Raw genomic sequence first — 15,124 nt, 5'->3', positions numbered from 1 at the left:
CTACTCGCCCAGCAGCCGCAGCAGTTCGGCCTCCCGCGCCGGGCTGAGACCGGCCCGGCGCTCCCGGTCGAGGCCCTGCTCCCGCTCCCAGGCGAGGGTGTCGGCGATCAGTTCCCCCCGCGGCCGCTGCCGGAGCCCGGCGGCGGCCGCCGCGGCACCCGAACGCGCCTGGAAGCCGCTCCAGTCCTCCGCCACGATCCACAGCGGCAGCGACTCGGGCCCCATGAACTCCTCCACGCCCTGCTCCAGGAGCCAGGCCGAACCCGCCCGCACCACGGGCCCGCGGTGCCCGGCGGCCGCCCGGGACAGCTCGATCCACTCGCCGAGGGGCACGTTCGGCCCCACCGCGTCGTACGCCCCCGTCAGCCCCTTCTCGGCCGAGTCCAGGATCCACTCGGCGAGGTCACGCACGTCGACGACCCGGGTCGGCAGCTCCGGCTCGTCCGGCACCAGCAGCGGCGCCTCCGGGTCCCGGGCCGCCCGGGCCGCCCAGTAACCGGTGCGGCCGCTGACGTCACCGGGGCCGCCGATGAGCCCGGCCCGGGCGACCAGCAGCCGGTCCCCGACGGCGGCGACCGACGCGAGCTCGCAGGCCGCCTTCGCCTCCCCGTACGCCTCGCGCCCGACCTCGTCGCGTTCGGTCGGCGCGAGCAGCGCCGCGGACTCGTCGGCCCCGACCTCGGCCTGCGAGGCGTACACGTTCCCCGACGACACGTACGTCCAGTGCCGGGCCCGCCCGCCCAGCGCCGCGAGCGCCCCCTTCACGAACCCCGGCTGCCACGACACCTCGACGACGGCGTCCCACCGCCGCCCGGCCAGCCCGTCGTACGCCCCCGGCTCCCGCCGGTCCGCGACGACCAGTTCGGCCCCCTCGGCCACCTCCCCGCTCTCCCCGCGCGCGAGACACGTCACCGCGTGCCCCCGCTCCAACGCCCGCCGCGACACCTCGCGGCCCACCCAAGCGGTCCCACCCAGCACCAGAATGTCCATGCGCCCAGTCGACCACCCGACTCCCCTTCCGCGGACGCGGGTTCGCCGTCGGCACACCGAGTGCGCCGACGGCGAACAGAGGAGGGGTACGCCCGTCAGAACAGGCCCTTGAACCCGTTCCAGCCGCCGGTCCCGATCAACACGCGGCCACCGTACGCACCGGTCCCCGTCGACGAATACCGGTACAGCTTTCCGTCCGTGGTCCGCGCCACCAGATCGGCCCGCCCGTCCCCGGACACGTCACCGACGCCGACGAGAGCCGAGTACACGCCCCAGCCGCCGCCGACCTTCACCCGCGGGGTCACCCCACCGGTCGCGGTTCCGTGATACCGCCACAGCACACCGGCCGCGTCGACCCCGAGCAGGTCACCCCGCCCGTCGCCGTTCAGGTCCCCGGCACCCTGGATCCGCTTGTACAGCTTCCAGTCGGCGGCGATCCTCACCCGCCCCTTCAGCAGGTGCGTGGCCGTCCCGCCGTAGAAGTACATGTCACCGGTGGACGCCTGTCGGACGACCAGGTCCGCGTATCCGTCCCCGTTGACGTCACCGGGGGACGTGAGCCGGTCGTACTGCCCCCAGCCCGATCCGACGAGCGTGTACGGGGACGACGCCGTCAGGGCCTTGCCGCACCCCGGCCGGTACGCCCGCAGCTCACCGCCCACGCGGACGAACACGTCCGCGCACCGGTCACCGTTCAGGTCCCCGACCGGCACGAACAGCGAGCCGGTGGCGAACGCGTTCCCGACGCCGGTGGTACGCGACGACAGCCCGCCCGTCCCCGTGCCCCGGTACAGCGACATCGCCCCGGCCGCGTCCATCGCCAGCAGGTCGCCGAACCCGTCGTCCCCCGCCATGTCCCGCCACACCGCGCCGGCTCCGGTCACGGCCAGGTTGCCGGACAGAACGAGGTCCGCCCCCTGCCCGTCCGCCGGTTCCACCGCCAACGACCAGGTGTGAGCCCCGTTGGCGACGTACCCGCCGGCCGCGTTCTTCCCGTCCCAGGACGGCGCGACGAGGCCACGGGCCTCGCCGGTCAGCGTCCGGACCACCTTCCCGCTCGCCTTGTTCTTGAGCGTCAGCGTCCAGAAACCGGGCTTGCTGACCCACCAACGAGGCTTCCAGGCTGTCGCCTTGACGTTCACGGAAGCGGCGACGGTCGCGTCGACGGCGGCCAGCCGGCTGGTGTCACCGCCGAGACCGACCACCCGGATCGCCTGCTGGGGGTCGAGGTACGCGACGGCGCCGCCGAGCCGGTCGACGGTCCACGTCTGGTTGCGGTTCGTCGTGCCGGCCGGCATCGCGCCGAGGGTGCGGGTGACGGCGGTGCCGGACCGGACGTCGGTGACGACCACCCGTTCACCCCCGGTCCCGCTGGAGGACGCGGTGGAGACGAGGAAGCCGTCGCCCAACGCCGCCTGGTCGCTGTACCGGTCGACGGAGAACCGGACGGACTTCTTCGTCTCGCGATTGTGCACGACGGCGGTGGTGGAGTCGCCGCAGAGAGCGAACAGCCACTTGCCGAGGGCATCGAACTGGTTCGCGACACAGTCGCTGCCGAGGTCGGCCGTGGCGACGGTGGCTCCGGTGCGCAGGTCGATCGCCGAGGCCGCGTCGTCCACCGGGGACCCCGTCCAGAGCCAGGTGCCCGACACCGCCTGCCTGCCGTTGCTCGACACGGAGAGGACCTTGCCGGTCTCGATGTCGACGACGACGGACTTGACCTCGTAGTTCTCGTAGGCGAGGAAGTGCAGGTAGCGTCCGCTCGCGCCGAGCAGAAGCCCGGGGGTCAGCTTTCGGGTGGTGTCCAGCTGGACCGTACGCGTGGTCCCGCCGGTGCCGGTCGTCGTCACCTGGACCTTGACGACGCAGCCGATGCACGGCGGGTCGCCGCGGAACGGCGGGAGGTCCTCGGTGCGGAGGGTGACCAGCCTGCCGTCACCGGTGTCGATCCACCGCGTCGAGACGACCTCCCCCGCGGTGGTGGTCGGCGGGCAGTTCGCGGCGTCGCCGGCGACGGCGTCACAGCTCCAGCGCCGCGTCGCGGTCCGCGGCTCGGTCAAGGAGAGGTCGTAACGGACGAGCTCCCGCTTCGGGCCGTCCGTGTGCTCGGTGGTGAGCCGCCCGGCCGCGAGCGTCAGCCCGCTCCGCTGGAGCGGCTGGGGCGGAGTGCTCAGCACCTGCGCGGTGACCGGCACACCGGTGGCGGCGTCGAGGGTGACGCGCCGCACCCCCCAGTGGGTGGAGTCGGTGCCGCCGACCGCGTACAGGGTCGACCCTGTCGAAGCCGTACGGATCTCGGCGTCGTGCGCGGCGCGCACGCCCAGGTCCCGGACGGCACCGCCGGGGATCGAGACCGCCTTCAGCGCGCGCGGGAGGTCACGGTCGCCGTAGTGGCCGACGATCCAGTCGCCGAGGAGGCCGAAGCTGCCCCCGTCGGCCAGGGTGCCGGGCAGCGTGACCGGCGTGACGGGCACCGCGGGGGTCGCCCGCGGGACGACGTACGCCTTCAGCGCGCTGTACCTGTCGTACACGGCGACGCGCCCGCCGCCGAGCGCGGCCTTCGGGTAGGCGGGGAGGTTGTCGCCGAGTGCCAGCGGGACGAGCGTCCCGGCGCCGAAGTCGAGAAGGCCGACGGCACTGCTCCCGTCGGCCCGCGCGTAGGACACGACGACGCCCGCGCCGTCGAAGGCCAGCACCTCGGGCCGGCCGACGATCCGCTCGTCCGTGGTGACGTCGGTGTCCCCGGGGATCGTCCCGCCGAGGCTCAGCAGACGCAGGGTCACGGCCCCGTCGGCCCCCGTGCGGTAGGCGAGCAGCCGGTCCGCGTCGAAGGCCCGCAGCCAGGTGTGGCCTTCGGGTCGGATGCGGGACAGGGTGGCGCCGGTGGCGAAGTCGTACACCACCCCCTCGGACGCGTCCCCGTGGTAACCGACGCAAGCGAACCGGTCGCCGAAGTACGCGATGCGGTCGGAGGAGTCGCAGAACGCGCGGAGCTCCACCCTCCCGTCCGCCAGACTCTGCCAGCGCAGCCGACCGCTCGCGGCGTCGGCGGTCAGCACACCGGCGCCCGCGCCGAAGAGCTGCTGGGGCGGCGGGGTGGCGCTCGGCGGCGCCGGGATCGTCACCTCGTACGGACTGGTGGAAGCGGCCACGGCACTCGGCGCGGCGCCGGCCGCGAGGCCGGTGAGGCCCAGCACGGCGCTCAGCCCGAGCGCGACGGCTCTACGAACGGACAAGAAGGGGTCCCCCTCGTACGGAAGTCGAAGTCGACGGACGTGAAGTCGACGGACGTGAAGTCGACGGTCGTGAAGTCGACGGACGTGAAGTCGACGGACGTGAAGTCGACGGACGTCGATGACGACAGGCTGCGCGGGGGTACGGAAGACGCGGCACGCCAAGGGGCGCGGGCGACGAGCCGAGATGTCGGCTCAAGAGGCCCCCCACCTGCCGACAGCCGGATCGTACAGCCACGCGAAACACCGCCGCCACCGAGAGGGGCCGGCCCCGGAAACCCTCCCCGGCGTCCCGCGGGAAGGCCCCTCGCGGGCCCGGAACGCCTCCTCCGCCGCGTTCTCGCGCCCTCCCTGGGCACGGGTTCCACCGCCTCCCGACCACCGCGCCCACCTCCCTCCCAGCCTCTCCTTCACCGCCCCCAACACCCTCTCTGAGCTGCGCATTTACCCCTCTGCCCCTACCCTGGAAGTCACGTCGAGGGGAGCTCCACATGGCAGGGACGGACCGCAGGATCCGCACGGTCGAGGACGTACTGGCGCTGCTGGACGGGCTGTTCGCGCCCGGTGCCGACCGGTGGACGGAGGGCGGGGCGGACTGGTGGGACGGCTTCTACGGGGACCGCGACCGGCCCGTGCCGTTCTTCGTCCCGAAGCCGGACGAGAACCTGGTGTCGTACGCCGCCCGCGGCCTGATCAAGGGCGGCGGACGGGCGCTCGACCTGGGCTGCGGCCCCGGCCGCAACACCCTCCACCTGGCCTCGCTCGGCTACGAGGTGGACGGCGTCGACCTCTCCGCGACCGCCCTTCGATGGGCGGAGGAACGCGCCCGCGAGACCGGCACGACGGGCGTCCGCTTCCGCCGCGGCGACGCCTTCGCCCCCGGCACCGTCGAGGGCCCCTACGACCTCGTGTACGACTCCGGCTGCTTCCACCACCTCCCGCCGCACCGCCGCGTCAGCTACCTCGCCCTCCTGGACCGCGTCCTCGCCCCCGGCGGCACGTTCGCGCTGACCGCGTTCGCGGCCGGCGAGGGCGGCATGGGCTCCGAGCGGCCCGACGCCGACCTCTACCGCGCGGGCGCCCTGGAAGGCGGCCTCGCCTACACCGACGCCGACCTCCGCGCCGTCTTCGCGGACCTGACGCCGCTGGAGGTCCGCCGCATGCGCGCCGAACCCGCGGACTCCCCCCGTTTCGGGGAGAGCTTCCTCTGGACGGCCCTCTTCCGCCGCGAGCCGTGACGGAAGGCGAAAAAGGGAGGCCCGGGGCGTACGCCCCGGGCCTCCCCCGCTTTCCCACCGGCTCCTAGAACAGGCTCTTGAACGTGTTCCAGCCGCCGGTGCCGATCAGCACCCGGCCGCCCCACTTCCCCCGGCCGTCGGAGGAGTACCGCCACAGCTTGCCGTCGGTGCTCCGGGCGACCAGGTCGCCCCGCCGGTCCCCGTCCACGTCGCCGACGCCGGCCATGGCGGAGTACACGCCCCAGCCGCCGCCGAGCGGGACGCGGGCCGTCAGACGACCGCTCGTCGTGCCGTCGTACCGCCACAGGGTGCCGGCGCGATCGACCGCGACCAGGTCGGCGCGGCCGTCCTTGTTCATGTCCCCGACGCCCACGATCGTCGTGTACAGCTTCCAGTCGGCCCCGATGCCCACGCGGGGCTTCAGGTAGGCCGCGGAGGTGCCGGCGTAGAAGAACATGTTGCCGGTGGAGGCCTGACGGGCGATCACGTCAGGGTGGCCGTCACCGTTGACGTCACCGGGCGCGGTGAGCCGGTCGAACTGCGCCCAGCCGGTGCCGATCAGGGTGTACGGCGACGAGGCCGAGACGACCTTGCCGCAGCCGGGGCGATAGGCCCGCAGCTCGTTCCCGACGCGCGCGAGCACGTCGTTGCAGCGGTCGTCGTTCGTGTCCCCGAAGGGCATGAGGATCGTCCCTGAGGGGAACTTCGTCCCCGTCCCGGCGATTTTCCCCGACAGGCCGCCCGTGCCGTTGCCCCGGTACATCGATACGGCGCCGAGGGAATCGACGGCCAGCAGGTCACCGGCGGCGTCGCCCCCGGCGAGGTCACGCCAGACGGGCTTGCCGCCGGCCACCCGCAGGGTCCCGGACTGGACCAGATCGGCGCCCGCCCCGTCCGAAGGCTTCATGGTGAGGGTCCAGGTGTACATGCCGTTCGGCACGTAGGCGCCGCCGGCGTCCCTGCCGTCCCAGACGGCGCCTTCCGGACCGAGGTCCCCGCCATAGGGGGTGATGCTCCGTACGGTCCTCCCGGTCAGCTTGTCCTTCAGGATCAGCTGCCCGATGTAGCCCCTCTTCGACAGCCACCAGCGGGGCTTCCACGCGGCGTTCCTGATCTTGAAGTCGACCGTGGTCGGTACGTCGGCGTCGGCGACGGTGAGGCGGCTGGTGGCGCCGCCGAGGCCGACGGCCCTGATCGACTCCCAGGAGTCGACGAACGCGACGGTCCGTTCGTGGCGGTCCACCGTCCAGCCCTGGCCCACGTACTGGTCGCGGCCGGCCGCGAGGTCGCCGAGGTGACGCTCCACCGCCGTACCGGACAGGACGTCCTCCACGTACAGGCCCGTGGTGGCCCCGGTGGCGGTGTAGGCGATGAACCCGTCGCCGAGCTGCGGCTTGGCGGCGGCCGGAATGCGGGTCCACACCGACTTCTTCGTCTCACGGTCGTGAACGACGACGGAACCCGGGGCGGAGGCGCACCGCCGCATGATCCACTTGCCGACGACCTCAAGGCCCGTGAAGGCGCAGCTGGTGCCCAGGTCGGCGGTGGCGACGGTCGCCCCGGTCCGGACGTCGACCGCCGAGACCGTGCCGTTCGTGGCGGAGCCGGTCCACAACTGGCCTCCCCAGAGCCACTGGTTCAGGTTCGTGGAGTCCCGGAGCACCTGACCGGTCTCGATGTCCGCGACGAGGGAGCGGGTGGTGGTGCCGGAGGTCGCCAGGAAGTGCACGTACCGGCCCGAGGCCTGGAGGATCGTCTTGGCCTTGAGCGGGGTCGCGTACGGGAGCACGACCGTGCGGGGTTCGTCGTACTGCCCCCGGTGCGGGTGCGGCGTCACCTGCACGGCGACGGCGCAACCGACGCAGCCCGGCTTGTCGGCCCGCTGCAGGGTGATCACCTCCTCGTCGCCGTTGTCAGCCCACCAGCGCTGGGACGTCGCGCTCGATTCGAACTGCGGGCAGTGGGTTCGCCCGCTCAGAGCGTCACAGCCCCACGCGGTGCCATCGCCGTGCGCCGTGTAGGCGAGGTTCTCTCCCCTCAGCCGGCGGTAGCCCGAAGAGGGAGAGGCGTGCTGCGCCACGACATAGCCGTGGGACAGGGTCAGGCCCTCCACCGGGTACGGCGCGCCGAGGCTGTGGTACTTCGGCTCCACGACGGGCACCCCGGCGGCGTCCTGGGTGATCCGCAGCAGACCGGACCTGTCCCCGGTGACGCCCACGGTGTGGAGCGCGCCGTCCTGGTCGGGGAGGACGGCGGCGCCGCGGTGCACGGTCGCCGCGAGCCGGCGGGCCTCGCCCCCGCCGAGCGGGACGGCCCACAGGGCGGCGGCGTCGGTGATGTCGCCCCAGTCGGGCACGGCACTCCTGCCGATGACCCAGTCACCCAACAGACCGGGCACCGCGGTGGCGTCGGCGACCTCCTGCGGCAGCGTGACCTCGCGCGCCGGTGCGGCGGGCTCGGTACGGGACAGGACGAGGACCTTCGCGGTCCCGGCGCCGCCCCCGAGGGCGATCCGGTCCTCGTCGAGCGAGGCCGAGGCGACCGTGAAGTCCGTATGCGTCAGCGGGGTGACGGTGCCGGTGGCGAAGTCGAGCAGCACGACGGCACGGGTGGCCCCGGTGGCGTAGCCGATGACCGCGGTCGTGTCGTCCTGGGTGAACACCTGCGGCTGCGAGGTGGCGCCCGGGAGCCGGACCTCGCGGTCGGCGGGCGCGTTCGTCCCGAACCCGTGGAAGGAGAGGGTGACGCCATCGGTGCCGGGCTGGACCCGGACCAGCTGGCGTCCGGCGACGAGCGGCAGCCACGTCTCTCCGGCCGTCGTCGCCACCCGGTCGGTCCGCTTGGCCACGAAGTCGTGGACGGTGGCGCCGCCGCTCTCCGGGTCGGGGCAGACGTACAGGTCACCGTAGGCGTAGGCCTCGTCGGCGGTCGGGCACTCCGGGGCGCGCAGGATGGGCCCCCACGTCCTGTCGTACCAGCGCGTCTCCGGGCCCCAGGACAGCTGGAAGCCGGACCGGCCGGCAGCCCGGAGGGTGTGCGGCGGCAGGGTGCCCTGCTCGACGCTCTCGCGGATCGTCAACTCGAACGGCGCGGTGTCGGCCGCCACGGCGGCCGGGGCCGCGGCCGTGAGGCCGGTGACGGCCAGGGCCGCGCTCAGCGCGAGCGCGACCGTTCTTCGAACGGACAAAAGGGGTCTCCCTCATACGAAAGCGTCGGTGACGACAGGTCGCTGAGGGGTACGCGGGAACGGCGGCACGGCAGACGGACGGACGGCCACGGCGGTACGCGCGGGCGCCGGCCCGATGCCCCCCCACCTGCCGGCTGGGGTGATCGTACATCCGCTCGAAACCGGCATGCCAGGGACGTCCGCCCCCCTACCCTGCCCCCATGGGAATCCAGCGGAGTTCGTACGTGTGTCTCCCCTGCCGAGCCTCGTACAAGCAGGGGCGCGAGCACGGGCCCGAGCACCGGTGTCCGCGGTGCGGGGAGCCGATGACCGGGGTCGGCACCGCGTTCCAACCGCCGCGGCGGCGGGACGGCGAGGGGTGGCGGGTGCTGTCGGTGCTGCTGCACGCGGGGGTGCGGTTCCGCACCAGCTGCTGTCAAGGGTGCGGGCCCGGCTACCGGCCCCGGACGCTCTCCGAGGTGAAGGCGCGGGTGGCGTACGCGCGCCGGACGGGGGAGCCGCTCGCGGAGGCGCTCGTCCGGCCGGTCGTCTGAAGGGGCCGCGAACGCGCCGAGGGCGGCACCCCCCTTCGCGGGGAGTGCCGCCCTCGGCGTTCGCGTTCAGCGATGAACCACCGATCCGTTCAGGATCAGAAGTCCATGTCACCGCCCGGCATGCCGCCGCCGGCCGGGGCCGCGGCCTTCTCCGGCTTGTCGGCGATGACGGCCTCGGTGGTGAGGAACAGCGCGGCGATCGACGCGGCGTTCTGCAGCGCGGAGCGCGTCACCTTGGCCGGGTCGATGATGCCCTCGGCGACCAGGTCGACGTACTCGCCGGTCGCGGCGTTGAGGCCGTGGCCCGGGGTCAGGTTGCGCACCTTCTCGACCACGACGCCGCCCTCGAGGCCGGCGTTGACCGCGATCTGCTTGATCGGGGCCTCCAGGGCGAGCTTGACGATCGCGGCACCGGTGGCCTCGTCGCCGTCCAGCTCCAGCTTCTCGAAGACGCTGGAGGCCTGGAGCAGGGCCACGCCACCGCCGGCGACGATGCCCTCCTCGACGGCCGCCTTGGCGTTGCGCACGGCGTCCTCGATGCGGTGCTTGCGCTCCTTGAGCTCGACCTCGGTCGCGGCACCGGCCTTGATGACCGCCACGCCGCCGGCGAGCTTCGCGAGGCGCTCCTGGAGCTTCTCGCGGTCGTAGTCGGAGTCGCTGTTCTCGATCTCGGCGCGGATCTGGTTCACGCGGCCCGCGACCTGCTCGCTGTCACCGGCACCGTCGACGATGGTGGTCTCGTCCTTGGTGATGACGACCTTGCGGGCGCGGCCCAGGAGGTCGAGACCGGCCGACTCCAGCTTGAGGCCGACCTCCTCGGAGATGACCGTGCCGCCGGTGAGGATGGCGATGTCCTGGAGCATGGCCTTGCGGCGGTCGCCGAAGCCCGGGGCCTTGACCGCGACGGAGCGGAAGGTGCCGCGGATCTTGTTGACGACCAGGGTCGACAGGGCCTCGCCCTCGACGTCCTCGGCGATGATCAGCAGCGGCTTGCCCGACTGCATGACCTTCTCCAGGAGCGGGAGGAGGTCCTTCACCGAGGAGATCTTGGAGTTGACGATCAGGAGGTAGGGGTCCTCCAGGGAGGCCTCCATGCGCTCCATGTCGGTCGCGAAGTACGCCGAGATGTAGCCCTTGTCGAAGCGCATGCCCTCGGTGAGCTCGAGCTCCAGACCGAAGGTCTGCGACTCCTCGACGGTGATGACGCCTTCCTTGCCGACCTTGTCCATGGCCTCGGCGATGAGCTCGCCGATCTGGGTGTCGGCGGCGGAGATGGAGGCGGTGGAGGCGATCTGCTCCTTCGTCTCGACCTCCTTCGCCTGGTCGAGCAGGGCGCCGGAGACGGCCTCGACGGCCTTCTCGATGCCGCGCTTGAGGGCCATCGGGTTGGCACCGGCGGCGACGTTGCGGAGGCCCTCGCGGACGAGCGCCTGGGCGAGGACGGTGGCGGTGGTCGTACCGTCGCCGGCGACGTCGTCCGTCTTCTTGGCGACTTCCTTGACCAGCTCGGCGCCGATCTTCTCGTACGGGTCCTCGAGCTCGATCTCCTTGGCGATGGAGACACCATCGTTGGTGATCGTGGGGGCGCCCCACTTCTTCTCGAGGACGACGTTGCGGCCCTTGGGGCCAAGGGTGACCTTGACGGCGTCAGCGAGCTGGTTCATGCCGCGCTCGAGACCGCGCCGGGCCTCCTCGTCGAACGCGATGATCTTGGCCATGTGAAGTGGTCCTCCCGGACATGGGGTGGATAACGCTCCAGGACCGCGCCGACGCCCGCGACGGACGGCCTCCGCGTTCCGCGTGGTTCCTTGCCCCACCCGGGTCGTCGGCCTCGTCTGCCCGATCCTCGTAGCACTCTCACCTTCCGAGTGCTAACGCCAATGATTAGCACTCGACCCATGCGAGTGCAAGCGACTCTCGTGGATCGGGCACCTCCACGCCACCCGCGCACGAGGACACGTCCGGGACCGGACGCCGCCGACGGCGGCGGGGGCGCCGGGGATGACCGCAGGTCGGTGGCGCCGCAGCGGGGGACGCCGCGACTGCGCGCGGGAGCCGCCGCGGCTCGCGGCGGCGGGACGCCGACGGACGCCGCGCGGGAGCCGGCGGCGCCGGCAGCGGCGGGACGCCGTGCCGCACGCCGGAGCCGGCGGTGGCTACGCGTGCGGGGCGCCCGGGCGCGCCCCGGGGCCCAGGGAGATGTCCGCAGGGCGCCGGCACGGCATTCGTCAGGCGCGAGGAGGCGTCCGCCATCCGTCAGGCACCGAAGGGGACACCATCCAGGCGCCGGGAAAGGTGTCCGTCAGGGGGCGAGAGGTGGCCGGGGACGCGTGAGGGGCCCGCATCCCGGGGGATGCGGGCCCCTCGACGACGAGACGTCGGTGGCCGATCGCGCCGCGCCTCAGGCGGTCACCTTGACCATGTCCGCCTGCGGACCCTTCTGACCCTGCGAGATCTCGAACTCGACTCGCTGGCCCTCTTCGAGGCTGCGGTACCCATCCATCTGGATGGCGCTGTAGTGGACGAAAACATCCGCACCACCGTCGACCGCGATGAAGCCGTAGCCCTTCTCCGCGTTGAACCACTTGACGGTGCCCTGAGCCATGCCTAACTCCCCTATTACTTACTGGCCCTTGCGCGGATCCGCACTTCACGGACCCGGGTCAGAACCTGCGCCGGAACGCGTCGACCGCGGCTGAATGTATCTGTCCAACTGCCCTCTGCAACAGGGCAATCCGCCGGGAATTCTGGAAGGCGCGGAAAGGGGAATCGGGGAGAAATGCATGAATTGCAGGGCAACTCGGGCCGGGCGAAAGCGGCATAAGGGGCAGAGTGCCTATGCTTTTCGGCCGCTTCTTGGCCCGTTCTCGTCAGGTCCGGGCCCGCTCTCATATGCGGCTGGCATGAGCGGCGGAGGGGGCTTCCCCAACTCTATCGCGCTCAACCATGCAGAATTGCCCCCTCCGCTTTCTGTCGCGGAGGGGGCAATTCTGGAGCGGAGGGCTACCAACGGGTAAGCGTCAGCAGCCGCCGGCGACGGCCGGGATGATCGAGACGCCCGCGCCGTCCGGCGTGGCGGTCTCCAGGCCCTGCTCGAAGCGGACGTCGTCGTCGTTCACGTAGACGTTCACGAAGCGGCGCAGCTTGCCCTGGTCGTCCAGGACGCGGGCGGCGATGCCGGTGTGGTTCTTCTCCAGGTCGGCGATGACCTCGGCGAGGGTGGCGCCCTCGGCGGGGACCTCGGCCTGGCCGCCGGTGTAGGTGCGGAGGATGGTGGGGATGCGGACGTTCACGGCCATGTCGATGCTCTCCGTACGGGTGTCGGCGGGTGTCAGTGGGCCAGGCCCGCGTCGCGGAACGCGTCCAGGCTCGGGCGAATGGTGGCGGTCGCCTGAGAACTGTCGGCAACGGCGTCCAGGGTCTTGAGCCCGTCACCGGTGTTGAGGACGACGGTGGTGAGGTTCGGGTCGATGACGCCGGCCTCGACGAGCTTGCGGGTCACGCCGACGGTCACGCCGCCCGCCGTCTCGGCGAAGATGCCCTCGGTCCGGGCGAGCAGCTTGATCGCGTCCACGACCTGCTCGTCGTTCACGTCCTCCACCGCGCCGCCGGTGCGGCGGGCGATGTCGAGGACGTACGGGCCGTCGGCCGGGTTGCCGATCGCCAGGGACTTGGCGATGGTGTTCGGCTTCTGGGGGCGCACGACGTCGTGGCCGGCCTTGAAGGCCGTGGACACCGGGGAGCAGCCCTCCGCCTGGGCGCCGAAAATCTTGTACGGCTTGTCCGCGACGAGGCCCAGCTTGATGAGCTCCTGGAGCCCCTTGTCGATCTTGGTGAGCTGGGAGCCGGAGGCGATGGGGATGACCAGCTGGTCGGGGATGACCCAGCCGAGCTGCTCGCAGATCTCGTACGCGAGCGTCTTGGAGCCCTCGCCGTAGTACGGGCGGAGGTTGACGTTCACGAAGCCCCAGCCCTCGCCGAGCGGGTCGCCGATGAGCTCCGAGCAGAAGCGGTTGACGTCGTCGTAGTTGCCCTCGATGGCGACCAGGTCGCCGCCGTAGACACCGGCCATGACGACCTTGCCCTGCTCCAGGTCGTGCGGGATGAAGACGCAGGAGCGGAAGCCGGCGCGGGCGGCGGCGGCGCCGACGGCGCCGGCGAGGTTGCCGGTGGAGGAGCAGGAGAGGGTGGTGAAGCCGAAGGCGCGGGCGGCTTCGATGGCCTGGGCGACGACCCGGTCCTTGAAGGAGTGGGTCGGGTTGCCGGAGTCGTCCTTGACGAAGAGCTTGCCGGGGGCGACGCCGAGCTCGCGGGCGAGGTTGTCGGCCTTGACGAGCGGGGTCCAGCCGGGGTTCAGGTTCGGCTTGTCGGCGACGTCGGCGGGGACGGGCAGCAGGGGGGCGTAGCGCCAGATGTTCGCGGGGCCGGCCTCGATGCGCTTCCGCAGCTCCTCCGGGTCGCCGACGGGCAGTTCGTAGGCGACTTCGAGGGGACCGAAGCAGAGCTCGCAGGCGAAGATCGGGCCGAGGGCGAAGACCTCGCCGCATTCGCGACAGGAAAGCCCGGACGCGGGACCGAGATCGACGGTGGCGCCGGAGGCGTCGGCGGCGGGGGCAGCGGGTGCGGAGGTCTGTACAGCCATGGAGGCGAGGCCCTTTCTCCTCATCTTCCTCATGACGCATTTCGCCATGAGACGGATTTGGCACCTTCCCTAGTCGGGGGCCTCGCTGGCGCAAGACAAACCGACTGGAGGGTTGCCGGGGCTTCAACGGGCCGTATCCCTCTGCCCCTCTGGATGAGCGGTATTCGATTGTGAGACGCGGGCGGCACCCCGAGATGCATCGGGCATCCGCGTTGTTCAAGACTGTAACCGAAGGCTTCGAAGGTGGAGACGGTCGTCCGATCCGCGAGATGGAGATCACGTTGCTGGAAGAAGTGGAGCGCTGGCTGACCCGGCGGTCCTGGTCCGTGTCCGACCGACCCCTGGAGCGGCTGCTCGCCGCGAAGCGGGGGACGACGGTCAGCGTGGTGCTGCCCGCGCTGAACGAGGAGGCGACGGTCGGCGACATCGTCGGCGTGATCCGGCGCGAGCTGATGACCGAGGCGGTGCCGCTCGTCGACGAGCTGGTGGTGATCGACTCGGGCTCCACCGACCGCACCGCCGAGGTCGCGGCGGCGGCCGGCGCGCGCGTCGTCGCCCGCGACGACGTCCTCCCCCGCATCCCGACGCTCCCGGGCAAGGGCGAGGTGCTGTGGCGCTCGCTCATGGCGACGGGCGGGGACGTGGTCTGCTTCGTGGACGCGGACCTGAGGGACTTCTCGGCGGACTTCGTCACGGGGATCGTGGGCCCGCTCCTCACCGACCCGGACGTCGAGTTCGTGAAGGCGATGTACGACCGCCCCTTCGACACGGGGTCCGACGGGCCCGGCTCGGGTGAGATCCCAGGTCAGGGCGGTCGCGTGACGGAGCTGGTGGCGCGCCCCCTGCTCAATCTGCACTGGCCGCGGCTGGCCGGCTTCGTGCAGCCGCTGGGCGGCGAGTACGCGGCCCGGCGCTCGCTGCTCGAACGGCTCCCCTTCCCCGTCGGTTACGGGGTGGAGCTGGGCCTGCTCGTCGACGCGCTGCACACGGTGGGCCTGGACGCCCTCGCGCAGGTGGACGTCGGGGTCCGCAAGCACCGGCACCAGGACGGGCAGGCACTGGGCCGGATGGCGGCGGCGATCTACCGCACGGCGCAGCTGCGGCTCTCCCGGGGCCATCTCGTACGGCCCTGGATCACCCAGTTCGAGCGGGGCGAGGACGGCTTCGTCCCGCACACGTACGCGGTGGACACGGAGGAGCGCCCGCCGATGGCCGAGATCACGGAGTACGCGCAGCGCCGCGTGGCGTAGGGGCGCCGGGGGCGTACGGGCGCAGCGCGTGGCGTAACGTCCGTGAATCAT

General features: G+C 72.1%; 10 protein-coding genes and 1 riboswitch. Of the genes, 3 read left to right on the top strand and 7 right to left on the bottom strand.

From position 1 onward, the window contains the following. A complete protein-coding gene (locus tag ACFZCF_RS29040; RefSeq protein WP_388438518.1) occupies window positions 1-990 on the bottom strand; it encodes an oxidoreductase in 990 nt (329 codons plus the stop codon). Between the two features lie 95 nt (window positions 991-1,085). Then, a complete protein-coding gene (locus ACFZCF_RS29035; protein WP_391289872.1) occupies window positions 1,086-4,226 on the bottom strand; it encodes an FG-GAP-like repeat-containing protein in 3,141 nt (1,046 codons plus the stop codon). Window positions 4,227-4,714: 488 nt separating this feature from the next. Between ACFZCF_RS29035 and ACFZCF_RS29030 the strand changes: the two genes are divergently transcribed. Continuing rightward, window positions 4,715-5,461, top strand: coding sequence for a methyltransferase domain-containing protein (locus tag ACFZCF_RS29030; protein WP_391289870.1), 747 nt, complete (start codon window positions 4,715-4,717; stop codon window positions 5,459-5,461). 64 nt (window positions 5,462-5,525) lie between these two features. On the opposite strand, the gene ACFZCF_RS29025 is transcribed toward ACFZCF_RS29030, so the two are convergent. Beyond that, window positions 5,526-8,648, bottom strand: coding sequence for an FG-GAP-like repeat-containing protein (locus ACFZCF_RS29025; RefSeq protein ID WP_391289868.1), 3,123 nt, complete (start codon window positions 8,646-8,648; stop codon window positions 5,526-5,528). Window positions 8,649-8,848: 200 nt separating this feature from the next. On the opposite strand from ACFZCF_RS29025, the gene ACFZCF_RS29020 reads away from it, so the two are divergent. Next, window positions 8,849-9,181, top strand: a complete 333-nt coding sequence (locus ACFZCF_RS29020; protein WP_391289866.1) for a deoxyxylulose-5-phosphate synthase — start codon at window positions 8,849-8,851, stop codon at window positions 9,179-9,181. Window positions 9,182-9,276: 95 nt separating this feature from the next. On the opposite strand, the gene groL is transcribed toward ACFZCF_RS29020, so the two are convergent. From groL to thrC, 4 genes are all read right to left on the bottom strand, one after another. After that, on the bottom strand, window positions 9,277-10,899 hold the full coding sequence (gene groL, locus ACFZCF_RS29015; protein WP_043226129.1) for a chaperonin GroEL: 1,623 nt from the start codon (window positions 10,897-10,899) through the stop codon (window positions 9,277-9,279). 683 nt (window positions 10,900-11,582) lie between these two features. Continuing rightward, a complete protein-coding gene (locus ACFZCF_RS29010; RefSeq protein ID WP_030498267.1) occupies window positions 11,583-11,786 on the bottom strand; it encodes a cold-shock protein in 204 nt (67 codons plus the stop codon). A gap of 415 nt (window positions 11,787-12,201) precedes the next feature. Then, a complete protein-coding gene (locus ACFZCF_RS29005) occupies window positions 12,202-12,480 on the bottom strand; it encodes a MoaD/ThiS family protein (protein WP_128985002.1) in 279 nt (92 codons plus the stop codon). Between the two features lie 32 nt (window positions 12,481-12,512). Beyond that, entirely contained in the window at window positions 12,513-13,856 is a 1,344-nt protein-coding gene (thrC, locus tag ACFZCF_RS29000; RefSeq protein ID WP_391289863.1) for a threonine synthase, read from the bottom strand. Continuing rightward, a riboswitch (SAM riboswitch) is annotated at window positions 13,841-13,983 on the bottom strand. (Overlaps the previous gene by 16 nt.) Before the next feature lie 121 nt (window positions 13,984-14,104). Here thrC and ACFZCF_RS28995 point away from each other — a divergent pair. Further along, window positions 14,105-15,073: a glucosyl-3-phosphoglycerate synthase gene (locus ACFZCF_RS28995; protein WP_388438944.1), complete on the top strand. Its 969-nt coding sequence runs from the start codon at window positions 14,105-14,107 to the stop codon at window positions 15,071-15,073. Window positions 15,074-15,124 lie beyond the last annotated feature (51 nt).

Origin of the sequence: Streptomyces sp. NPDC007945 (assembly GCF_042958885.1) — a bacterium.
Lineage (GTDB): Bacteria > Actinomycetota > Actinomycetes > Streptomycetales > Streptomycetaceae > Streptomyces.
The sequence above is the reverse complement of the archived record's forward strand: the minus strand, read 5'-3'. Positions and strand labels throughout refer to the sequence as shown.